This is a genomic window from Pseudomonas phytophila, from assembly GCF_025643095.1.
Lineage (GTDB): Bacteria > Pseudomonadota > Gammaproteobacteria > Pseudomonadales > Pseudomonadaceae > Aquipseudomonas > Aquipseudomonas quasicaspiana.
The window spans coordinates 1,888,068-1,909,245 of sequence record NZ_CP081201.1 but is presented as its reverse complement, the minus strand read 5'-3'; the positions used below and the strand labels follow the sequence as shown (position 1 = coordinate 1,909,245).

At 56.6% G+C, this 21,178-nt stretch carries 22 protein-coding genes; 5 read left to right on the top strand and 17 right to left on the bottom strand.

Features of this window, described 5'->3' with window-relative positions:
* Nucleotides 1-40 precede the first annotated feature (40 nt).
* The 4 genes from purC to dapA are packed head-to-tail and all read right to left on the bottom strand — an operon-like array spanning nucleotide 41 to nucleotide 3,554.
* Complete coding sequence (purC, locus tag K3169_RS08540; protein WP_077571533.1) at nucleotides 41-754, bottom strand: phosphoribosylaminoimidazolesuccinocarboxamide synthase; 714 nt, start codon at nucleotides 752-754, stop codon at nucleotides 41-43.
* Nucleotides 755-782: 28 nt separating this feature from the next.
* The gene (locus tag K3169_RS08535) at nucleotides 783-1,541 is read right to left on the bottom strand and encodes an MBL fold metallo-hydrolase (protein ID WP_027899152.1); all 759 of its coding nucleotides are present in this window, start codon (nucleotides 1,539-1,541) and stop codon (nucleotides 783-785) included.
* Nucleotides 1,542-2,657 carry an outer membrane protein assembly factor BamC gene (bamC, locus tag K3169_RS08530; RefSeq protein WP_231665666.1) on the bottom strand — a complete coding sequence of 372 codons (1,116 nt, stop codon included), beginning with the start codon at nucleotides 2,655-2,657 and terminating at the stop codon, nucleotides 1,542-1,544.
* An 18-nt stretch (nucleotides 2,658-2,675) separates the two neighbouring features.
* The gene (gene dapA, locus K3169_RS08525; protein WP_027899150.1) at nucleotides 2,676-3,554 is read right to left on the bottom strand and encodes a 4-hydroxy-tetrahydrodipicolinate synthase; all 879 of its coding nucleotides are present in this window, start codon (nucleotides 3,552-3,554) and stop codon (nucleotides 2,676-2,678) included.
* Nucleotides 3,555-3,880: 326 nt separating this feature from the next.
* On the opposite strand from dapA, the gene K3169_RS08520 reads away from it, so the two are divergent.
* The gene (locus K3169_RS08520; RefSeq protein ID WP_027899149.1) at nucleotides 3,881-4,444 is read left to right on the top strand and encodes a glycine cleavage system protein R; all 564 of its coding nucleotides are present in this window, start codon (nucleotides 3,881-3,883) and stop codon (nucleotides 4,442-4,444) included.
* Between the two features lie 9 nt (nucleotides 4,445-4,453).
* A complete protein-coding gene (locus K3169_RS08515) occupies nucleotides 4,454-4,927 on the top strand; it encodes a peroxiredoxin (RefSeq protein ID WP_231675577.1) in 474 nt (157 codons plus the stop codon).
* A 117-nt stretch (nucleotides 4,928-5,044) separates the two neighbouring features.
* On the opposite strand, the gene K3169_RS08510 is transcribed toward K3169_RS08515, so the two are convergent.
* On the bottom strand, nucleotides 5,045-6,115 hold the full coding sequence (locus K3169_RS08510) for an AI-2E family transporter (protein ID WP_099269086.1): 1,071 nt from the start codon (nucleotides 6,113-6,115) through the stop codon (nucleotides 5,045-5,047).
* Nucleotides 6,116-6,151: 36 nt separating this feature from the next.
* Nucleotides 6,152-6,403: a sulfurtransferase TusA family protein gene (locus K3169_RS08505; RefSeq protein ID WP_122807912.1), complete on the bottom strand. Its 252-nt coding sequence runs from the start codon at nucleotides 6,401-6,403 to the stop codon at nucleotides 6,152-6,154.
* A 148-nt stretch (nucleotides 6,404-6,551) separates the two neighbouring features.
* Here K3169_RS08505 and K3169_RS08500 point away from each other — a divergent pair, with 148 nt between their 5' ends.
* On the top strand, nucleotides 6,552-7,982 hold the full coding sequence (locus K3169_RS08500; protein WP_027899145.1) for a M48 family metalloprotease: 1,431 nt from the start codon (nucleotides 6,552-6,554) through the stop codon (nucleotides 7,980-7,982).
* Nucleotides 7,983-8,256: 274 nt separating this feature from the next.
* On the opposite strand, the gene nadA is transcribed toward K3169_RS08500, so the two are convergent.
* The 8 genes from nadA to K3169_RS08460 form a co-directional block, all read right to left on the bottom strand.
* Entirely contained in the window at nucleotides 8,257-9,315 is a 1,059-nt protein-coding gene (nadA, locus tag K3169_RS08495; protein WP_263271013.1) for a quinolinate synthase NadA, read from the bottom strand.
* A gap of 283 nt (nucleotides 9,316-9,598) precedes the next feature.
* Nucleotides 9,599-10,276, bottom strand: coding sequence for an RraA family protein (locus K3169_RS08490; RefSeq protein ID WP_099269083.1), 678 nt, complete (start codon nucleotides 10,274-10,276; stop codon nucleotides 9,599-9,601).
* 188 nt (nucleotides 10,277-10,464) lie between these two features.
* Entirely contained in the window at nucleotides 10,465-11,502 is a 1,038-nt protein-coding gene (locus tag K3169_RS08485) for an amidohydrolase family protein (RefSeq protein WP_263271011.1), read from the bottom strand.
* Nucleotides 11,502-12,230, bottom strand: coding sequence for an amino acid ABC transporter ATP-binding protein (locus K3169_RS08480; RefSeq protein WP_099269081.1), 729 nt, complete (start codon nucleotides 12,228-12,230; stop codon nucleotides 11,502-11,504). Before K3169_RS08480 ends, K3169_RS08485 begins: the two co-directional genes overlap by 1 nt.
* Nucleotides 12,227-12,973 (bottom strand): amino acid ABC transporter permease, encoded by a 747-nt coding sequence (locus K3169_RS08475; RefSeq protein WP_263271008.1) that lies wholly within the window; start codon nucleotides 12,971-12,973, stop codon nucleotides 12,227-12,229. Before K3169_RS08475 ends, K3169_RS08480 begins: the two co-directional genes overlap by 4 nt.
* Before the next feature lie 2 nt (nucleotides 12,974-12,975).
* Nucleotides 12,976-13,677: an amino acid ABC transporter permease gene (locus K3169_RS08470; protein WP_206361720.1), complete on the bottom strand. Its 702-nt coding sequence runs from the start codon at nucleotides 13,675-13,677 to the stop codon at nucleotides 12,976-12,978.
* A 40-nt stretch (nucleotides 13,678-13,717) separates the two neighbouring features.
* A complete protein-coding gene (locus tag K3169_RS08465) occupies nucleotides 13,718-14,524 on the bottom strand; it encodes an ABC transporter substrate-binding protein (RefSeq protein ID WP_206361721.1) in 807 nt (268 codons plus the stop codon).
* A gap of 87 nt (nucleotides 14,525-14,611) precedes the next feature.
* Entirely contained in the window at nucleotides 14,612-15,817 is a 1,206-nt protein-coding gene (locus K3169_RS08460) for an aminotransferase class I/II-fold pyridoxal phosphate-dependent enzyme (RefSeq protein ID WP_231675579.1), read from the bottom strand.
* A gap of 132 nt (nucleotides 15,818-15,949) precedes the next feature.
* Between K3169_RS08460 and K3169_RS08455 the strand changes: the two genes are divergently transcribed.
* Together K3169_RS08455 and K3169_RS08450 are read left to right on the top strand one after the other, a co-directional pair.
* A complete protein-coding gene (locus K3169_RS08455; protein ID WP_263271004.1) occupies nucleotides 15,950-16,849 on the top strand; it encodes a LysR family transcriptional regulator in 900 nt (299 codons plus the stop codon).
* A gap of 70 nt (nucleotides 16,850-16,919) precedes the next feature.
* Entirely contained in the window at nucleotides 16,920-17,510 is a 591-nt protein-coding gene (locus K3169_RS08450; protein ID WP_263271002.1) for a biliverdin-producing heme oxygenase, read from the top strand.
* Nucleotides 17,511-17,724: 214 nt separating this feature from the next.
* Here the strand turns inward: K3169_RS08450 and K3169_RS08445 are convergent, their stop codons facing one another.
* From K3169_RS08445 to K3169_RS08435, 3 genes are all read right to left on the bottom strand, one after another.
* Nucleotides 17,725-18,789 carry an ankyrin repeat domain-containing protein gene (locus tag K3169_RS08445; protein WP_263271000.1) on the bottom strand — a complete coding sequence of 355 codons (1,065 nt, stop codon included), beginning with the start codon at nucleotides 18,787-18,789 and terminating at the stop codon, nucleotides 17,725-17,727.
* 101 nt (nucleotides 18,790-18,890) lie between these two features.
* Nucleotides 18,891-20,000: an ADP-ribosylarginine hydrolase Tri1 gene (gene tri1, locus K3169_RS08440; RefSeq protein WP_231675582.1), complete on the bottom strand. Its 1,110-nt coding sequence runs from the start codon at nucleotides 19,998-20,000 to the stop codon at nucleotides 18,891-18,893.
* A 129-nt stretch (nucleotides 20,001-20,129) separates the two neighbouring features.
* A complete protein-coding gene (locus K3169_RS08435) occupies nucleotides 20,130-21,116 on the bottom strand; it encodes a T6SS immunity protein Tli4 family protein (RefSeq protein WP_263270997.1) in 987 nt (328 codons plus the stop codon).
* Nucleotides 21,117-21,178: the final 62 nt, after the last annotated feature.

Genomic DNA, 21,178 nt, shown 5'->3' with positions numbered 1-21,178 from the left:
TTTTTTCGTGCTATCAAGCGCTTGCGTTATTTTTTCCGTCTTAGAGCGGTACGCCCAGACGGTTGGCGACTTCTTCGTAAGCTTCGATAACGTCACCGAGGCCCTGGCGGAAGCGGTCTTTGTCCATCTTCTTCTTGGTGTCCTTGTCCCACAGGCGGCAGCCGTCCGGGCTGAACTCGTCGCCCAGGACGATGGAGCCGTCGCTGAAAACACCGAATTCGAGTTTGAAGTCGACCAACAGCAGACCGGCGTCATCGAACAGTTTGCTCAGGACTTCGTTGACCTTGAGCGACAGTTCTTTCATGCGAACCAGTTGCTCGGCGGTGCCCCAACCGAATGCCACGACGTGGGATTCGTTGATAAACGGGTCGCCTTTGGCGTCGTCCTTCAGGAACAGCTCGAAGGTGTACGGGTTGAGCTTGAGGCCCTCTTCGACGCCGAGGCGCTTGACCAGGCTGCCCGCAGCGTAGTTACGCACGACGCATTCGACCGGGATCATGTCGAGCTTTTTGACCAACACTTCATTGTCGGCCAGCAGTTTGTCGAACTGGGTCGGAATGCCTGCGGCTTCGAGCTTCTGCATGATGAAGGCGTTGAACTTGTTGTTCACCATGCCTTTGCGGTCCAGTTGTTCGATACGCTTGCCGTCGAACGCCGACGTGTCGTTACGGAACAGCAGGATCAAGCGGTCAGCGTCGTCGGTCTTGTAAACCGATTTGGCTTTGCCGCGGTAGAGTTCTTCACGTTTTTCCATGATGGGCTCCGCTTGCTAAGTAGTTGGGCTAGGCGATATGTCGCCAGTCGAGCCCTGAATCTTGATCGGCCAATTGTAACCAGTCCGGATCGCACCCGAGGGTGTCGACGAAACATTGCCGGGCCAGATGCGGCAGGTTGTTCTTGCTGCTGAGGTGGGCCAGTACCAGATGTTGCAGGTCCTGCCAGCCCAGCTCGTTCACCAGGCTTGCGGCCTGATGGTTGTTCAAATGTCCTTCGCTGCCACCGACCCGCTGCTTCAGGAAGTATGGGTAGTGACCGCGAGCAAGCATGTCCCTGCAGTGGTTGGACTCGATCATCAGGGCGTCCAGGCCGTGGTAGCTTTGCAGCACCGTCGGGCAGTACGACCCCAGATCTGTCAGCAGGCCGAAGCGACGCGTGCCGTCGGTGAAGACGAACTGCGTCGGTTCAAGGGCATCGTGAGCGACGGACACCACATGGATGTTCAACGCCCCCAGTTGCAAATCCTGGCCGCCTGCCAGATACCCGGCGACTTCAACAGGCTTGCGCAACCCTCTCGCCGTGCCGCTACTCATGTACACCGGAAGATTGTAGCGCCGAGACAGCAAACCCACGCCATGCACGTGATCGGCATGTTCGTGGGTCACCAGAATCGCGCTCAACTGATGCGCGCTAAGCCCTAGCCGCGCCAGTCTTCGTTCGGTTTCCCGCAGGGAGAAACCACAATCCACCAACACATGGGTATTGCCGCTGGCTACCAGCGTGCCATTCCCTTGGCTGCCGCTGCCTAATACTGCGAAACGCACTTAACCCAGGTTGTCTTGAATGACACCCAGTACGCGACGGGCAACATCTGCCGGCGCGACGGTGTTGATGTTCTTCTCGACGGTAACCTGAACGTTGTCACCCACTTTGCTCAAGCGCACTTGATAACGCTCGGCACGGGCATCGATCTCTTCCTTGGTTTCCTTGCTGCCAAACAGGCGGCCGAAGAAACCAGGCTTGTTCTCAGGCGTATCAGCCCGCTCTGCCAGGTTGATGTAGTACAGACCCAGGCTGCGGTTGATGTCTTCAACGCGCCATTCACCCTGATTCAGGGCTCGACCTACGCTGGACCATGCGCGATCCAGATCCGAACCGACGTTCAGAACCGGGTTGCCGCTACCGTCTTCGCTCAAGGCGACACGACTTGGGGTGTCGTAGTCACGCGCTGCCAGCAGCGATACGGAACCGCCCTGGGCAGAGCTGCGGCTCAGGCTGGCCAGCATGTCATCGGTCAGTGCGGCATCGAGTGCCACGTTGGTAGCGCGATCAGTGAACGGGACATCAGCGGAGCTACCGGCTGGGCGCTCGGCGCTTACCACGTAGATTTCACTGGTGTTGCGCTGCACGCCTGGCTCGATACGCACTCGCACGCGAGTTTCAGCATCAGAGGCCGTGCCACTCGCGCTCAGGCGCTTGGCAACGGCAGCGGACAGCTCGTCCAGACGCTGCCAGGTAGTGCTGAACTCACCAGTTTGCGGGCGATCTTCGGCGATACGGAAACCGTTATCCTCGAAATACTGATGCGCGACTGGCCAGACTTCGGCAGGCGCACGCTGAGCGAGCACCCAGCTGTTGTTGCCGCTCTTCTGCAGACTGAAGTCGCTGGAGTCCGCTACGGTCGACAGCGGTTGCGGGCGAGGAACTACGAATTCGCCTTTGGCGGTGTCGTCCGCCACGTTGCGCGGGATCGGCAACAGAGGGTCAAGACGCTTCGTCTCGGAGACACCCGGCGGAATCTGCATCGGTGCAGTTTGCTGTGCTTCGAGGTAATCGCTGCCACGGTCACGGAAGTAACCATCTTCACCCCAGAGCCAACCGCAACCGCTGGTGCTGGAGATAATCAAGGCAAGTGCGGAAAGTCCGGCCAATCGCTTCATTGCGTAATGCTTCCTCAATTAAACCAGAACGCCGGACTGGCGCAGGGCCTGACGCAGCGGTTCGTGACAGGCCTGACTCAGCCAGGTGAGCGGCAGACGGATACCGTCCGGCATCAAACCCATTTCGTTCAGGGCCCATTTCACGGGGATAGGGTTGGATTCGATAAACAGGGTCTTGTTGAGCGGCATCAGCTTTTCATTGATGGCCCGCGCAGTCTCGGCATCCCCGCGCATGGCGGCGGCACACAGCTCGCTCATGGCGCGCGGTGCAACGTTGGCCGTTACGGAAATATTGCCCTTGCCGCCCAGCAGAATCAGTTCGACCGCCGTAGGGTCATCACCGGAATACACCAGGAAGTCGCTGCTGACACCGGCCAGAATGGCCTTGGCACGCTGCAGGTCGCCCGTAGCTTCTTTAATACCGATGATATTCGGCACCGTGGACAGGCGCACGACGGTTTCAGGCAGCATGTCGCAGGCTGTTCGGCCTGGCACGTTGTAAAGAATCTGCGGGATATCGACCGCTTCGGCGATAGTCTTGAAGTGCTGATACAGCCCTTCCTGGGTCGGCTTGTTGTAATACGGCGTGACCAGCAGGCACGCATCGGCGCCAGCGCGCTTGGCGTTGTTGGTCAACTCGATCGCTTCACGCGTGGAGTTTGCGCCGGTACCTGCGATGACAGGAATACGACCTGCAACCTGATCGACCACACGACGGATCACTTCGATGTGTTCGTTCACATCGAGCGTGGCCGATTCACCTGTGGTGCCAACGGCAACAATGGCGTTGGTGCCTTCTTGCAGGTGGAAGTCCACCAGTTTGCTCAGGCTGTCCCAGTCCAGACGTCCCTGTGCATCCATGGGTGTGACCAGTGCCACCATACTGCCCGCAATCATGCAAACCGCTCCTGCCGGAAAAAGAGAGCGGTAATGGTACTGGCGCTATCAGCCTAGTACAAGCGAAGTACCACGCTGTGAGCATTCCCCTGAGCGATGGTTTTCGCTACCCTTCGTTCTTTGATCGGTACTGGTCATCTGCGCGCCTCCTTCAATCGGTCGATTTTATCGTCAGAACCCCTGCTCCAGCGCTGTTGCAGCCTGCCTTCGGTAATCAGGCAGACGCACTCCGCCAGAAGCTGCGGCGGGTGTCTGGCGCTGTTGATCGTCGATTCGGTCCTGCAAGCCAATAAATGTACCGACCGCTCATCATCTAGGAATGCTGCATGTCGTCCACCCCCACAGTTCGCGAACAATTCCTTGTCATCAGTGCCCTTGGCGCAAACCCAATGGAGCTGACCAACGTCCTGTGCCGTGCCAGTCACGAAAGTCGTTGCTCGGTTGTCAGCTCACGCCTGACCCGTCACGGCGAATACAGCGCGTTGATTCTGCAGGTCTCCGGTAGCTGGGATGCGCTGGCCCGCCTGGAAACCGGCCTCCCCGGCCTGTCCAAGAAACATGACTTCACTACCAGTGTGGTGCGCAGTGCCACGCTGGAAAGCCGTCCAGAGGCGCTGCCTTACGTGGCTTACGTCAGCTCGGCGTATCGCCCGGACATCATCAATGAGCTGTGCCAGTTCTTCATGGATCACAATGTGGAACTGGAAAACCTGATCTGCGATACCTATCTGGCTCCGCAGACCGGTGGCACCATGCTCAACGCAACCTTCACCGTGACCTTGCCTGCGGGCATCCAGATCAGTTGGCTGCGCGATCAGTTCCTGGATTTCGCCGACGCGCTGAACCTCGATGCACTGATTGAACCGTGGCGTCCGCAAGCTCCTATGTAAGGAAATCCCATGGCTGTAGCAGTAGATCAACCGGTTAGTGATTTTCAGGTGCAAGCCACCAGCGGGCAGGCCGTGAGCCTGGCCGAACTGAAGGGCAAGCAGGTCGTGATTTACTTCTATCCGAAGGACAGCACACCGGGCTGTACCACTCAGGGTCAGAACTTTCGCGATCAGCACGAGCAGTTTCAGGCGGCCAACACGCTGGTATTTGGCGTGTCGCGAGACAGCCTGAAGTCCCACGAGAACTTCAAGGCCAAGCAATCGTTCCCGTTCGAGCTGATTTCGGACAAGGACGAAGCCCTTTGCCAACTGTTCGATGTGATCAAGCTCAAGAAGCTGTACGGCAAGGAATACCTTGGCGTGGATCGCAGCACCTTTTTGATCGACAAGGATGGCGTGCTGCGCCACGAATGGCGCGGTGTGAAAGTGCCGGGGCATGTGGAAGCCGTGCTGGAGAAGGCTCAGGCGTTGAATAAAGCCTGATCGACTCTGAATTGGCGTCGCCCCCATCGCGGGCAAGCCTCGCTCCCACATATGGACGCAATCTCATGTGGGCGCGAGGCTTGGCCTGGGCGGCATTCCGACGATAAGGCTGGACACTTACAAAAGCGGTGCCACGGTCGGCTCCTGCCTTGGCCACGCATCCAGCACGGCCTTGAACAGCGTCGCCAGCGGAATCGCGAAGAAAATCCCCCAGAAGCCCCACAACCCGCCAAACAACAGGACCGCGCAGATGATTGCGACCGGGTGCAGGTTGACCGCCTCCGAGAACAGCAGCGGCACCAGCACGTTGCCATCCAGCGCCTGAATCACGCCATAGACCACCATCAGATAGATGAACTGGTCACTCCAGCCCCACTGAAACAAGGCGATCAGCGCCACCGGAACGGTTACCACGACCGCGCCTACGTAGGGCACCACAACGGAAATACCCACCAGCATCGCCAACAAGGCCGCATAGTTGAGGCCCAGCGCCACAAAACCGATGTAGGTCACGCCGCCACAGATAAATATCTCGATGACTTTGCCACGGATGTAATTGGCGATCTGCCGATTCATCTCCTCGGCCACTCGCGTCATCAAAGCGCGCTCCCGCGGCAGATAGCTGACGACCCAACGACCGATGAGACGCCGATCCTTGAGGAAGAAGAACACCAGGATCGGCACCAGCACCAGATAGATCATGATATTCGCCAGCAAAGGCAGGCTCGACAACGAGAACGTCAGCGCCCACTGACCGAATTTGCCGATCTCGCCCCGCGCGACTTCAATGGCATGCAGCACTTGTTCATCGGAAACCAGATGCGGGTAGCGCTCGGGCAACAGCAGTAATAACGACTGCCACTTTGCAAGCATGCCCGGCAGCTCGTTGAACAAGGTGATCAATTGATGCCAGAGCAGCGGCACCAAGACCAGTAAAAACAGCAGGAGCGCGCCCATGAACAGCATAAAGACCAGACCAACAGCACCGGACTCCGGAACGCGAAAACGCTCAAGCAGGCTCACCAGCCCTTGCATCAGGAACGCCAGCACCATCCCGGCGAGCACCGGCGCCAGCATGCCGCCCAGCGTCAGAACAATGGTGAATGCCAGAAACAGCAACACCGCCAGTACCACGGCCTCTTCATCGGAGAAGTAGCGTTGTACCCAGTTGCGAAGCACGTTGAACATCAAGAATCCTTGTGAAAGCGGATGAGCCCCGGTGGGTTACGCCTTGCGCAGCCAATAGGTGTAGATCCCCGCGTCAGCTTCCTCATGAAGCAATTCATGACCAGCAAGCCTGGCAAAGGAACGGAAGTCACGCTGAGATCCAGCGTCGGTAGCGATGACCTTGAGCACGTCACCTCGGGAAAGGCGGTTGAGCTCAAGCTTGGCCTTGAGCAGCGGCAGCGGGCAATTAAGGCCACTGGCGTCGACTTCGGCATCACAGCTTTCGGGGCGCGTTACAGCGTCAGACATCGTTTCTCTCCAGGCAGGCACATCAAATTGCCATGCGAAGGCAAAATGTTTTTTCAGATACGTCTTACAGCCCGGAAGAATACCGCACTCTGGTCATCAGGCCATGGAGACAGCTACAGTAGAGGTTCTCCAACTCAGAGCTCCATGGATGAATTTTCTGCGCCCCACCCTGTTGACGCTCGCATGCCTGCTATCTGTTCCTGCGCATGCCGATGACTTGCCATCCCTTGGCGATGCCAGTTCCGCGATTGTTTCGCCGGAGCAGGAACACCAGTTGGGCCGTGCCTGGCTTGGACTGCTGCGAGCCCAGGTCGCGCAACTTTCGGACCCGCAACTCAAGGACTTCGTCGAGACCTCGGTCTATAGCCTGGCGGAAACCAGTCAGGTGCAGGACCGACGCCTTGAGTTCATTCTGATCAACAGCCCGCAACTCAACGCCTTCGCAGCTCCTGGTGGGATTATCGGCGTGAACGGCGGGTTGTTCCTGAATGCTCAAACTGAGGGCGAATACGCCTCAGTACTGGCCCACGAACTGGCTCACTTGTCGCAACGCCACTTTGCCCGGGGTGTTGAAGCCCAACAGCGCATGCAGGTGCCTGTGTTGGCAGCGATGCTGGCGGGTATCGTGATGGCGGCTGCCGGGGCCGGAGATGCGGGCATTGCCGCCATCGCAGGTTCACAGGCTGCGGCTATCCAGGAACAGCGGCGCTTCTCGCGTCAGAATGAACAGGAAGCTGACCGGATCGGCATTCTCAACCTGGAGAAAGCCGGCTACGACCCGCGCAACATGCCGACCATGTTTGAACGTTTGATGCGTCAGTATCGCTTCGATGCCAAGCCACCCGAATTCCTCCTGACTCACCCGGTAACAGAATCGCGGATCGCAGATACCCGTAACCGCGCCGAGCAAGCCAAGCCGGGGGGCAAGGAAGACAGCGTGCGCTATCAGTTGATGCGCGCTCGTGTAGCGTTGATCTACGAAGAAACACCCGGCATCGCGGCCAAGCGCTTCCGCGCACAATTGACCGAGAACCCTAAATCCGAACCTGCACGTTATGGCCTCGCTATCGCGTTGATCAAGGGCGGGCAACTCAACGAAGCCCGGGAAACCCTCAAGCCGTTGCTCGACAAGTCGCCGAACGACATCACTTACAACCTGACGCAGATCGATCTGGACATCACCAACAACCGACTCAACGACGCGCAACAGCGGGTTGACCGGATGCTGACTCAGTACCCCGACAACTATCCGTTGAATCAGGTGCGAGTTGATGTGCTGCTCAAACAGAATCGTACCGCCGAAGCGGAAAAGTCCCTGAACGGGCTGCTGAAGAGTCGTCCTGATGATCCGGACATCTGGTATCTGGTCGCTGAAACCCGCGGTTTGAATGGCAACACTATCGGCCTGCATCAGGCCCGTGCCGAGTACTTCGCGCTGGTGGGTGATTTCAGGCAGGCCATCCAGCAACTGGACTTCGCCAAACGTCGGGCGAACAACAACTTCCAGCTGGCTTCACGCATTGATGCGCGGCAGAAGGAATTGGCGGATCAGGAGCGGATGGTCAAGGACATGATGTAGCGCTGCAAGTTTTGATCCTGTACAGACTGTGTGAAAACGTAGCGAGCGACGGCAAGACAAGGCAAAAACAGGCGAAAAAGCGGAGTCTAGGTGTTCTAAATGAGCATTTTTCGCCTGTTTTTAACGCAGTATTGCCGAGCGTAGTAGTTTTCACACAGTCTGTGTAGGAGCGCGCTTGCCCGCGATTGCGGTGCGTCAGGCTCCCTGTTTTTATCTGGTCAATCGCTATCGCGGGCAAGCGAGCTCCTACAGGTCAATCATTTGCAGGCGACAATCAAGCATTCCCCGACTGCTTCATCCTCGCGGCCTGGGTGAAGTCCAGCATCCGCTGCAACGGCCTGACTGCATGGGGAATCACCGCCGGATCGACAAATATCTCGTTACTCCCCTCCCGCAAGCACTGCAACGTACGCTCAAGAGTGTTCATCGCCATCCACGGGCAGTGCGCGCAACTGCGGCAGGCAGCGCCGTTACCGGCAGTCGGCGCTTCGATGAAGATCTTGTCCGGGCACAGTTGCTGCATCTTGTAAAAAATGCCCCGATCGGTGGCCACGATGAACATCTTGTTCGGCAGCGTCTGTGCGGCCTTGATCATCTGACTGGTGGAACCCACGGCGTCAGCCAGATCGATCACTGACTCGGGCGACTCAGGGTGAACCAGAATCGCCGCCTCCGGATACAGCGCCTTCATGTCTTCGAGCTGCTTGGACTTGAACTCTTCGTGGACGATACAAGCGCCGTCCCAGAGCAGCATGTCAGCACCGGTCTCGCGTTGGATGTAACGCCCCAGATGCTTGTCCGGCGCCCAGATGATTTTCTCGCCGTTGTCCATCAGGCTTTCGACGACTTCAAGCGCGCACCCGGACGTCACTACCCAGTCCGCACGGGCTTTGACCGCTGCCGAGGTATTGGCGTAAACCACCACCGTACGCTCCGGGTGCTGATCACAGAACGCCGTGAACTCATCCACCGGGCAGCCCAGATCCAGCGAACAGGTCGCCTCAAGCGTCGGCATCAGCACGCGTTTTTCAGGGTTGAGGATCTTGGCAGTCTCGCCCATGAACCGCACGCCAGCGACAAGCACGGTCTTCGCTGAATGGTTATTGCTGAAACGGGCCATTTCCAGCGAATCAGATACGCAGCCGCCGGTTTCTTCCGCCAACGCCTGAATGACCGGATCGCAGTAGTAATGCGCCACCAGCACAGCATCCTGTGCCTTGAGCTCGGCCGCAATCGCAGCACGGTAGTGAGCCTGCTCTTCAATGCTCAGCTCTTTGGGCTGTTTGGCATCGAGATGGGCCTGGACCAACAGGCGTTCGGAAATTTGCGTCATGTTCGCTGGACCTGCAAGCGCTTTGATAGCGCACAAGGCGAGTTTACCCCCGAAAAGCAGACACAAAAAAAGCTGGACGTCCTCATTTTCACGGGCCTTCCAGCTTTATAAATTATGTCGACCCAGGGTCGTGGTTCGGTCCTGAGGCCAATCGGTCACGTCCGATTGGCTCAAGCCGCAGAAGGCGCGCGGATTTTAGCCAGCCTCCTACGGATTTACCATCTGTTTCAGCCGCCTGTGATACCGGGTCATTTCCCGTCGATTGGCCACGGTTTCGTAACGCTTATTCCGGTAATACGCAGCCTTTCTGTTTCAGGCTATTGATAACCCAACTCCGATCGCTGTTGCCTTCAGCAATATCCAGAAGTTGCTGAGTTTCAGCCGCATGTTTGGCGCTGGCTTTGTTTAGAACACTGTCAACTTCATCAAAAGGAATGCTTAACAGGCCGTCATCGTCGCCGACAATCATGTCGCCCGGTTCGATCACCATACCGTTGATTGCAATCGGAACATTGATCTCCCCGGGACCATCTTTATAAGGACCACGGTGAGTAATACCTGCGGCAAATACCGGGAAGTCGCCTGCAGCAATACTCGCCGCATCACGGATGGCGCCATTGATGACAATACCGCCCAAGCGCTTCTTGATGGCGTAAGCGACCATCAGTTCGCCGATAATTGCATTGGTCAGATCACCCCCGGCATCCACCACAATCACATCGCCCGGCTGAGCGATGTCCAGGGCGTAATGCACCATCAGGTTATCGCCGGGGCGGGATTTAACCGTCAACGCAGGACCGGCGAGCACACCCGAACGGTGCATGGGCCGCAAAGTCACGCCCCCGGCGGTCATCCGGTTCATTGAATCACTGACGTTGGCCACGGGCACCTGACGATAACCTTCGACCTGTTCAGCACTGACCTGACGGGCACGCTTTAATACTCTGAAACCACTGGACATGATGCAGCCTCGCAATAATTGACTGAGCAAAACCAACTGCCCTGCCCTGTCATGAGTTAAATAAACATTCAAAATCAAACAACAGAAAACGGCATGAAGCTTTCTTCAAGGCGAACGACACCGCGCCCCGAAGACCGGACAGACTAAAAATCTAAATAACAGCCCAGGCTGTTAACGTGCCGCAGGCACTAATCAGCAATCATCAAGTTATAGGTACACACGGCTGTCCGACTAAACAGAAAGCGCTTCTCTTCAGCCGTGAAGTTGGCCGTTATCTTCTTGAAGGCATTCCACATGACGCCATAGGAATACATCCCCTTATCAACCGGAAAGTTGCTTTCAAACATGCAACGCTCGACACCGAAAGCATCAATACAATGCAGGATGTACGGCCGCCACAATGCGGCGAGCGTGTCCGAATCAGGAGGCAACTCGCGAGTGTGCAGATCGAAGCCACCGACGTTCATGCCCAACCCACCCAGCTTGATCCGTACATTCGGGCAATTAGCCAACTGGCAGATCAGCCGCGACCACTCGGCGAAAACCTCATCCCGGCGGCCAGCATAAGGTCCGACGCCAACAGGTCCGCCCACGTGATTCAGCACGATCATCTGGTTCGGGAACGAACTGGCCAGATCCAGCACCTCTTCAAGCTGGGTGTGATAACTCCAGACGTCCAGCGTCAGTTCGTAATCTTTGAGGCAGTTCACGCCCTTGCGGAAATCGGTGTCCATGAGGATGCCCGACGGTGGCGGTTTGGGATTGGAGACCACCTGCGGATCGGCGTGCCAGGCCGTTACATTGCGAATGCCCTGCAACCTTGGCCCGGCCCGCTCAAGCATCTCTTCCAGTACCGGCACCACAGCCTGCCCCCTACGCAAATCCGCACCGGCCACAATCGCGCCGCAAATCCGCGCCGGGCCGTAAAGCCCACTGGCACTGAGCGCCGCGATACCGTTGGCGAACTCCACCTCGCCCACACACTGGAATGCCTCAGGCCGATCCATGTTGAACATCGAGCGGCATTGCACATACACCGACGCCACGATCCGATGACCGCTATCGATGTCGTCGAGATAGTCATCCAGCAGGTAATGGTTTTCCGGGCGATCCCACAGATGGTGATGTGCATCGACAATCGCCAACTGCGGATCGATCGCAGGCTCATCCACCCGCGCCAGCCAGTCCTTGCGAACCGGCAGGTGCGGCGATGCTGACGGTTTCATCAGTGGGCTCGAATGTCAGAGATGAACTTGGCCGCACGCGGGTGTTTCGGCGCCGTAAAGAAATCTTCCGGCGCAGCGCGTTCCAGTACCTGCCCTGCGTCCATGAACCAGATCCGGTCAGCCACTTCCCGGGCAAAGCCCATTTCATGGGTCACGCAAATCATGGTCATGCCTTCGGACGCGAGGTCTTTCATGACCTGCAGCACCTCACCGACCATTTCCGGGTCGAGCGCGCTGGTCGGCTCATCGAACAACATCACCGGCGGCTCCATGGCCAAGGCACGGGCAATTGCTACCCGTTGCTGCTGACCACCGGACAACTGCAGCGGCATCGCATCGGCCTTGTGTGCCAACCCGACCTTGGCCAGCAGGTCACGAGCAGTTTTCGCGGCGTCGGTCTTGTTACGGTTAAGCACGGTGATCGGCCCGATCATCACGTTATCCAGCACGCTCATGTGCGGGAACAGATTGAAGCTCTGGAAGACGAAACCCACCCGGCTGCGCAAGGCATTGAGGTTCTTTTTCGAGGCATGAACGTCCTCGCCGGAAATCAGAATACTGCCGTCCTGAATCTCTTCCAGGCGGTTCACGGTACGAATCAAGGTGGATTTACCCGACCCCGACGGCCCACACACGACAACCACCTCACCGGCCGATACTTGCTCGGTGATATCGCTCAGTGCGCGATATTCGCCGTACCACTTGTTCACGTTCTTGAATTCAATCATTTCGGTTGCCCCACCAGAACTGGATTTTCTTCGACGCTGTCATCTTGGACGCGGGCAGAACCCAGGCGCTTGCGGTTGATGGTGTCTTCCAGCCACTTGGCGAGACGACTCAGCGAGAAGCACAACACAAAGTAGAAACCGGCCAGCAGCGCATAGACCTCGAACGGCTGGGTCAATAGCTGGTTGTTGATCTGATAGGCAGCGAAGGTGACTTCCTGCGTACCAATCAGATAGGCCAGTGAGGTGTTTTTGGTGATCATGATGAATTGGTTGAGGATGCTCGGCAGCATATTGAACAGTGCCTGCGGCAACACGATCTTGCGCATGCACTGGCCGTAGCTCATGCCAATCGCACGGGCGGCTTCAACCTGGCCTTTGGGCACCGCGTTGATCCCGGCCCTTACCACTTCACCCAGATAAGCCCCCTCGTACACCACCAGTGCCACCAGCATGGTGACGAAGCCGGAGATGTTGATGCCGGTAATCAGCGGCACCGCGAAATAGCACCAGAAGATCAGCAGCAGCAGCGGGATCGCCCGCACGACATAGGTGTAACCCATGGCCACGTTGCGAATCGGTGCAATGGATGACGTACGCGCCAGGCCCATCATGACTGCCAGCGGGAACGAAATAATCAGCGCGAGCAACGCGATGATGATGGTCAGCGCCAGACCGCCCAGCGGACCCTGTGGATACTGGCCGACCAGCAGCAGAATCCCGTAATCGTGAAGAATCTCGAGCATGGTTACCTCGCCATCCGCAGATCGATGCGTCGCTGCCAGACGGCACCCAGAATCATGATCGTCCAGGAGCCGATCAGGTAGAACAGACTTGCCACGGCAAAGGTCTGGAAGGTCATGTAGGTTTCGCCTTCGATTTGCCGCGTGATGTACATCATTTCTGCGGTACCGATGGCCATGGCCAGTGCGGTGGTCTTGAACAGCGAAAGCGCCTGGTTGACCAACGACGGAGCCGACGCGCGCATGGCCTGGGGAATCAGAACCTTGCGCAGGGTCTGCACGTAATTGATCCCCAGTGCACGGGCCGCTTCGGTCTGGCCGTTGGGCAACGAACGGAAGCCGCTGCGCAGGTCTTCGGAAACATAAGCGGCGCTGTTCAGGGTCAGAGCGATGATGGCGAAGATCACTTCGCCGCCGTGGCCGTTGATCCAGTCCTGAGCGGCCATCGGCAGCAGTTGCGGGATGCCGAAGTACCACACGAACAACTGCACGAGGCTAGGCACGTTGCGGTGGTATTCAACGAAGACTGCCACCACGAAATCGCCGACCCGCCCGGGGATCAGCCGGATGCCCATCAACAGGCAAGCCAGCACGAATGCCAGCACCGCCGAAATGAAGAACAACTGCAGCGTTACCCCCGCACCGCCCAGAAACGCTTGCAGGTAGTCCCCCTGAAGCAGGGAACCGAAGCCATTGAAAATTGACACATGCACCTCGATCGGGCCGCGTGAAGCGGCCCGCTTTCAATCACTGGAAATCAGATAGCGCGGTGAGTTTCTTCTCACGTACCAGCTTGTATTCAGTCTGATCGCCGTACCAGTGATCCCACAGTGCTTGCAGCTCACCGCTGGCTTCCATGTCCACCAATGCCTGATTGATAGCGTTGGTCAGTGCGGTTTCGCCTTTTTTGACACCTACGCAGTTAGGCTCGAAGTGCAGCGCCTGATCAAGAAAGCGCATGTTCTGGCTGCGGGTATGAAAGCGAATCGACGCAGGCTCGGTCATGGCCATGCCTTGCACCTTGCCTTGTTGCAGAGCAAGAAACGCTGAAGGTGCGTCTTCAAAACCTACGACTTTAGCGTCGGTGATCTGCTGGCGTGCATACAGTTCAGGCGTGGAACTCTTGATAGCACTGACGCGCTTGTCGGCCAGGTCGGCGAAGGTCTTGATACCGCTGTCGCCTTTGACCAGCACCTTGATCGGCACCTGATAGTAAGCCGAAGAAAAATCGATCTGCTCGGCACGCTCCTTGGTGTAACCCAGAGCAGCGGCCACCACGTCGGCGCGACCGGAAATCAGCGTTGGAATCCGCGCACTGACGGCAACACCTTGCAGCTCCGCCTTGACACCCAAATGCTTGGCGAGCGCCTTGCACAGGTCAACATCCAGCCCGACGATTTCCCGGGTGGTCGGGTCCTGGTAGCCCAGGGGCACGCTGTCAGTCAATGTCGCGCAGCGCAGTGTTCCGCGGTCCTTGACGTCCTGCAGGCCGTCAGCCATTACCGTGGTTGCTGCCATCAACCCCATCAAAGTAAGCAAAACCTTTTTCATCATGATCGGTATCTCTTCAAGAATGAGGGCAGAAATAAAAGCGGATCTTTTTTTAGTTTTTTAGAAAACAGTTTTTGCTCAAGACTTTCCTCAACTCAATGCCTGGCATGCCTCCTTCACCCGCCGGCACCCTTCGGTAATGATCTCGGTGGACGTGGCGAACGACAGACGCAAATAAGGTGAAAGCCCATAAGCCGCGCCATCCAGAACCGCCACGTTGGCGCTTTCGAGCAAATAGTTGCGTACGTCCAGATCCGACTGCAGCACCACACCGTCCGGCGTGCGCTTGCCAATCAGGCCGCCGCAGTTAGGGTACGCATAAAACGCCCCTTCAATGTCCAGGCACTTGAGGCCCGGCACGTCATTCAACAATTCGATGATCAGATTGCGACGCTCACCAAACACACGCGCCGCCTCCTCCACGAAACTACCACCCTCTTCCAGCGCTGCCACTGCGGCAGCCTGACTCACCGCCGATGCGCCACCGATGCTTTGCGACATCAGCTTGTCCATCGCTTTGATCAGCAGCAGCGGACCACCCGCGTAACCAATGCGCCAGCCAGTCATGGCGTAGGCCTTGGAAACACCGTTGATCACCAGGGTGCGTTCCTTGAGTTCCGGGGCCTGCACAGCCGGTGCGGGCAACGTGGCACCGGCGTAATTGAAATACTCGTAAATTTCGTCGGTCATCAGCCAAACGTGAGGATGACGCACCAGCACATCGGCGATGGCCTGCATTTCGGCTTCGCTGTAAATCGCACCGCTAGGATTGTTCGGCGAGTTGAGCACCAGCCATTTGGTCTTAGGCGTGATCGCGGCTTCAAGCTGTTCAGGCTTGAGCTTGAAACCCTGAGAGTCCGGGCATTCGAGGATCACCGGCACTCCACCATTGAGCTTGACGATGTCCGGGTAGCTGACCCAGTAAGGCGCGGGGATGATCACTTCATCACCATCATCCACAGTGCAAGTGAACGCGGTGTAGATGAGTTGCTTGGCACCCGAACCCACGACGATCTCGGCCAGTGAGTAATCCAGACCGTTGTCTCGCTTGAACTTGCGCTGCACGGCGGTCTTCAGTTGCTTGGTGCCGGTGGTCGCGGTGTAGCGAGTCTGCCCTGCCAGAGCCGCAGTACGCGCCGCTTCAATAATCGAGGTCGGGGTCACGAAATCCGGCTCGCCTACGCAGAAGTCGAGAATCTTCTTGCCAGCAGCCTCCAGCTCCATGACCCGCGCTTTCGCGGCAACACTGGCGGACGATGCGAAACGGTTCAGTTTGTTCGAAAGCGGGTACGACATTGTGAGTGACCTGTGGGTTTAGGCTCGGTTGCTCTGAAGACTACTGATTGCCAAAACGAACAAAAAGCGATTTTTAGTTGGCTTTATTCATCGCTTAAAGGCATCTTTCGAGGAAAGAATCAGGACTTGAAGATGATTACCATCAAGCAGATTGAAGCGATTTTCTGGGTCGCCCGGCTGGGCAGCTTCGACTCGGCAGCCGATCACCTGAACACCACGCAGTCAGCTATTTCCAAGCGCATTCAGGATCTGGAAACGCGCTATGGGCAACCGCTGTTCGACCGTTCACGACGCAGTGCGCAACTCACGCCCATGGGTGAAGAACTGGTGGCTCTGGCTTCAAGTCTGTTGAATCAGCGGGACGCGATGCTGCAGCGACTGGAGAGCCCGGAGAACCTGCAACGCAAGCTGCGTCTGGGAGTTACAGAGCTGACCGCGCTGACCTGGTTGCCGGATCTGGTCAATGGCATTCGCAGCGCTTATCCGCTGGTGGAGATCATTCCGGAAGTGGACCTGAGCCCGGTGCTTTACGAGCGCCTGGCCAGCAACTCCATCGATCTGATCATTGTTCCGGACATCTTTCAGGACAATCGCTTCTCCGCTGAGATTCTCGACTCGGTGGAAAACGCCTGGATGTGTACACCGGCGCTGGCGGGTGAACAGAAGAGTATGACGCTGGAAGAACTGGCGTCGCGCACGCTGATCATTCAGGGCGCGCTGTCTGGCATGGGGATGGCCTACGGGCAGTGGTTCAAGATGAAAGGTATCGACATCGTCAAGTCCATTACCTGTAATAACCTGCTGGCGCAGATCGGCCTGGCGGTGTCCGGACTTGCAACCGCTTGCCTGCCGCTACACTGCCTGGGGCACGTGCTGGATCGCAAACAGTTACAGCGCCTGGATGTCACGCCAGCGCTGCCGCAGATTTCTTACAAAGCCATGCACCGCAGCACTGAAGATGACCGATTCATGGCCGACATTCTGGGGATCACGCGCAACGCATGCGACTTCACCAAGTTCATTATTCACTGACATGCGCGCCTGAGCGGCAGCAAACCCCGGCATCTGGTAACGTGTCGCGGCTCCCAAAGGACTTTCATCAATGCTCGTAGATTCACCAGTAACGCCAGACCTTCCGCTCAGTAAACGCCTTAAAGCGGGGAGCGCCCGCGACCACGACAGCGTCGACACGCTGGTCATGCAGTCCCGACCGTTCGCGGACAATCAGCGCTACGGTTGTTTCCTGCGCCTTCAGCACCGCTTTCATGGCGCAATTCATGAGCTGTATCACGATGCCGAGCTGAACCAGTTACTGCCTGGCCTGCGTGAGCTGCCGCGTTTTGATGCCGTTCGTGCCGACATGAACGATATAGGCCTGCCAACTCCCATAGCGCCCGCCGTAGTCAAACCACACTCGATCCATGCGGCGCTGGGCTGGCTGTATTGCGCTGAGGGTTCAAATCTGGGAGCGGCCTTCCTCTTCAAGGAAACCCAGCAGATGGGCTTCGGCGCCGAACATGGCGCACGCCACCTTGCTGCCCACCCCGATGGTCGCGCCCTGCACTGGCGCGAGTTCGTGACATTACTTGACGGGCTGAAACTGGACGAGACGCAGAAAGCTCAGGCTATCCAGGGTGCAATTGACGCTTTCGATTTCTATCGAAGCGCTCTGCGAGAATGCTTCCATAGCTAAACGTCGATAAGCCGGTCAAGCTCGTTCAGATCTACTTTCGGTATGACATCAGCAGGGATTCTTGATGCGTCAGAGAGGTTGAACACTTGGAAGCGTTCGCCGACGACCTTCTCGGAAACCACCGAGAACGAAGGAAGAATCCTCGTATGAACATGCTGATGCAATCCGCAAGGAGAGCGCCCCAACCGGACAGCGAACAGAGTCACACCGATGTCTATCGGCCATAGGAAGTCGTACTCAACAGCTCTGGCTGCGGGTTGGCAATGACCCAGCATACGGCCAGTTCACAGAGGCGATCGGTGTGCCCGGCAGTATCATTACCGCTTTTAAGTGCGGCAGCGAGCGTGCGGGCTTCGGCCAGCTCCAGCTCACTTAACGGCACGGCACTGCCTAAATACTCTACAAGCGCGTTCAGCATTTTTTTGAAATCGGCGTCCCAGTTCGCCGAGCCATTGTCGTTGATCTCAATCGAGATACGACCACTGATGCGGATGGCTTCACCTTGCACCGTCGTTGCTGCTCCCGAGGATGGCACCAGCATTTCCCACAATTGCTGATGCTGGGCAGGCCAGTCATCTGCTGTCACGACTATCGCAGCCTGACCGTCATGGATATTACGCGCGGCAACTGGAGTGACATTGAAAAGGCGATAAAGAGTGGCAAGAGCTGCATCAGTTTCCGCCAGGTAATCAGGGTTGAAGTCAGCCCGGTGAAATTCGAATTCACGACCGATACGCTGCACTTCTGAACGCATAGCGTCCTCGACTTGCGCACCGGCTTCCAACAGGATCTCAGCGATTTTGGCAGTAGGCCGAATGTCGCCATTGGACGTCGTGAGCAGTGCGAGGTGCAACAGGCTGTATCCCTGTCGCCGGGTTCTAACCTCCGTATTGGCGCCTCGACGAATCAGAGCAGCGATTGAGTCGGCCTTGTGACTCTCTACCGCCACCTGCAGCGGTGTGTGGCCTTTAGAGTCCTGAGCCTCGATATCAGCCCCTAGGTCCAGCAGCAGATCAACACCTCCTATTCGGCTCGAACTACGATGGTGCAGGGCCGTTCGCTGATACAGGTCACGGGCATCAACGTTTGCGCCCTGCTCCACCAGCCACCGGACCAGATCATCGGGGCAATTATAAAAACCAAGCGCAGTGCTCTTACTGTATCCCCCGGTGGCTTCGAGTTCGCACACGTCGAACACTGCGATCAACTCGGCAAGCGGAGCATCCCTCAGCAACTGATCGAAATCCTTCGGGAGTGTCTTTCTTTTACGCTTACCCATAGAGGCAGTCATCATCCTGATAAAGAGGTTTTTCATCATCGAACCACGAGTTTTTTGATAGCAGTTACCTGGACTGGATGTCGGTCAAACAACGAGGTATATCAATCGCGGATAGACTCTTCCAAAGGATCATGCAGCGGCGCACGCTCGAACAATTGCTGAGCCAGCCCCTGAATATGCTCTGACCATGCGACGTTCTTGACCCACTCCTCCGGCATACCCGACACGCCATACAGAGCGCCAGCAATTTGTCCGGCAGTGGCGGCTACGCTGTCGGCATCATCAGCCAGATTGGCAGCCAACAGAATAGCGTCTTTGAAGTTGTCGGTATTCCACACTGCCCACAGTGCTGCTTCCAGTGTGTCGATGACATACCCTGATGAACGTATCTGGTCCCGGTTTTTTTCTTTGTATTCGCCCGCATTGATGATCAAGGCTCTTGGCCGCAAGGGCCGAATCATGGGAGACAGGGTTTCTTCTTTGTCTGCACCATTGAGGGCCAGATGCAGCTGCGCGCCGAGCAGATGACAACACGCGACGGCCTCCAGCGCCCTATGCGTACAGTAACTTTGGGCCGCACTGTCACGCCACGTAGCCGAGAGCGTATGTCGATGAAATATCGCAGTGGGGGCCAGGCGAATTATCGAGCCGTTACCCGCGGTGGATGGCGCATCATTTCCATGCCATAAGCCGCCATTTTTCAGCCTCTCTTCGATCGCAGTTCGAGTGACATTGCCGATATCAAAACACTTGCCGTTATGACTGTTTTCGCCGCTTAGATACCAGCGGCCTAGTCGGTCCGCGTAATCAATAAGGTCGAAACTGCCTTTCGCAAGATAAGTGTCTGCCAGGCAGAGCGCCATGCTGGTGTCATCGGTCCACTCTCCCGGATTAAGCCTGAAGGGACCGCCACCCACCATGTCATGCACATGGCTACGATCACGAGGCAAAAATTCGAGTGTTGTGCCCACGGCGTCGCCTATTGCCAGTCCAAGCAAGCAGCCTTTTGCACGATCCAGCGCCTCTGCTTCGGTCAAGGTGCACTTGCGCGAGGCAATCCATTCGGGCTTCACCACGGGCAACCTTGGGGCGTCAGACGTCAACATGTAATCCATGCGCTGAATCAGCTGTGGAGAAGGCAGGGGGAGCAGGGAATCATAGCGCTCAGCGTATTCTTCGAGAACTTCGTCAGGGCTTCTTAAATCAATCACGGAATTTCCCTATAGCATTTCGACCCAAGGATGAGCCGAAAAAAAAGGATATCTTTCCCCTTGGTTCCTCGGGCAGTCAAGCTGAAGTAATGAACGCTGTGTATGGCGCAGGCACTACGCGATGCGAAATCAAGGCAGTGCTTTCAAGCTACCTACCAGTTTGTCCCAAAACGCTAGCGCCTCCTCATCGGTTTTGAAGTCACTCCCGACCTCATGTGTACCTAATCTCAAATCTATAAACGGACGAGTATTCGATTTCAGCTGGCCCTCGTATTCGAGTTGAAACGTGTAAAAACGCTTTCCATCGATTGACGTTACAACAGCAACCTCCTCTGCTTCAATGTCACCCACCCTGCGCGTTTTTTTCCTGAGTATTTTTGTTTTATTCAATAACCCGGCAACGCCTGAAACAACGCCGCCGCTTTCTTCCTCGAAGCGCTTTATTAATGTGTCATCATGCTCAACTATCCGTTGAGTGAGTAGACTGACAAACGTGCCCGGGTGCGTTGATACTTGTGCGCCCATGTAAACACCTTCCAGAGATTGAGCTGCCCCCAGGGTGGTATACCCTTCTTCTAAAGCAAAAGCCCCTTGGGGTGGAGCGTCTTGGGGACGTCTGGAAAACAGGGATTCACTTATCAGGCGGGTTTTATTGATGGCGCCGTCTATTCCTTTGGCAGAAATCGATTTCACCAGCATGCTGTACAGGGCGTTCTGGGACGTAAGAAGATAAGCATGAAAGGTATAGAGCTTATCCAGTCTCGAAAGTATTAATACGCTGCCATTACTTAAGGGTATCGTTTTTTCATACCTGCTTGATGTACCGTGTGCAACTCCCTTTTTTAGCTCTTCAATTTTTTGGTCGACGATCGAGTTCAGGTCGGACTTTCCATTCCTGCTAATGAGCTCGACCTTCTCGTTGTAGAGCTTGTAATCGGCGGCAATTTCAGACCCTGCCGGGATATCCAGTTGAAATCTGCCAAAGTAATGAGTGGTCCACGGGGCGTTGATGGCTTTATTTCCATCTGTAGGTAGCGCTGAAGAGAGCTGTGGATAAAAGGCAGAGAGTATCATGACGCACCATAATGCTTTTTTAAATATCAGAAAACTCTTCATGTTTGCCCTTGGCCTGTATTTTTTCCTGGAGTTATTTTGAAACGACCTACGAATAAGCCTCA

What these genes read in the sequence shown, in the direction of transcription:
- purC (WP_077571533.1), bottom strand. Translation starts at nt 754, where the DNA reads ATGGAAAAACGTGAAGAACTCTACCGCGGCAAAGCCAAATCGGTTTAC.
- bamC (WP_231665666.1), bottom strand. Translation starts at nt 2,657, where the DNA reads ATGAAGCGATTGGCCGGACTTTCCGCACTTGCCTTGATTATCTCCAGC.
- dapA (WP_027899150.1), bottom strand. Translation starts at nt 3,554, where the DNA reads ATGATTGCGGGCAGTATGGTGGCACTGGTCACACCCATGGATGCACAG.
- K3169_RS08520 (WP_027899149.1), top strand. Translation starts at nt 3,881, where the DNA reads ATGTCGTCCACCCCCACAGTTCGCGAACAATTCCTTGTCATCAGTGCC.
- K3169_RS08515 (WP_231675577.1), top strand. Translation starts at nt 4,454, where the DNA reads ATGGCTGTAGCAGTAGATCAACCGGTTAGTGATTTTCAGGTGCAAGCC.
- K3169_RS08510 (WP_099269086.1), bottom strand. Translation starts at nt 6,115, where the DNA reads ATGTTCAACGTGCTTCGCAACTGGGTACAACGCTACTTCTCCGATGAA.
- K3169_RS08505 (WP_122807912.1), bottom strand. Translation starts at nt 6,403, where the DNA reads ATGTCTGACGCTGTAACGCGCCCCGAAAGCTGTGATGCCGAAGTCGAC.
- K3169_RS08500 (WP_027899145.1), top strand. Translation starts at nt 6,552, where the DNA reads ATGAATTTTCTGCGCCCCACCCTGTTGACGCTCGCATGCCTGCTATCT.
- nadA (WP_263271013.1), bottom strand. Translation starts at nt 9,315, where the DNA reads ATGACGCAAATTTCCGAACGCCTGTTGGTCCAGGCCCATCTCGATGCC.
- K3169_RS08490 (WP_099269083.1), bottom strand. Translation starts at nt 10,276, where the DNA reads ATGTCCAGTGGTTTCAGAGTATTAAAGCGTGCCCGTCAGGTCAGTGCT.
- K3169_RS08485 (WP_263271011.1), bottom strand. Translation starts at nt 11,502, where the DNA reads ATGAAACCGTCAGCATCGCCGCACCTGCCGGTTCGCAAGGACTGGCTG.
- K3169_RS08480 (WP_099269081.1), bottom strand. Translation starts at nt 12,230, where the DNA reads ATGATTGAATTCAAGAACGTGAACAAGTGGTACGGCGAATATCGCGCA.
- K3169_RS08475 (WP_263271008.1), bottom strand. Translation starts at nt 12,973, where the DNA reads ATGCTCGAGATTCTTCACGATTACGGGATTCTGCTGCTGGTCGGCCAG.
- K3169_RS08465 (WP_206361721.1), bottom strand. Translation starts at nt 14,524, where the DNA reads ATGATGAAAAAGGTTTTGCTTACTTTGATGGGGTTGATGGCAGCAACC.
- K3169_RS08460 (WP_231675579.1), bottom strand. Translation starts at nt 15,817, where the DNA reads ATGTCGTACCCGCTTTCGAACAAACTGAACCGTTTCGCATCGTCCGCC.
- K3169_RS08455 (WP_263271004.1), top strand. Translation starts at nt 15,950, where the DNA reads ATGATTACCATCAAGCAGATTGAAGCGATTTTCTGGGTCGCCCGGCTG.
- K3169_RS08450 (WP_263271002.1), top strand. Translation starts at nt 16,920, where the DNA reads ATGCTCGTAGATTCACCAGTAACGCCAGACCTTCCGCTCAGTAAACGC.
- K3169_RS08445 (WP_263271000.1), bottom strand. Translation starts at nt 18,789, where the DNA reads ATGGGTAAGCGTAAAAGAAAGACACTCCCGAAGGATTTCGATCAGTTG.
- K3169_RS08435 (WP_263270997.1), bottom strand. Translation starts at nt 21,116, where the DNA reads ATGAAGAGTTTTCTGATATTTAAAAAAGCATTATGGTGCGTCATGATA.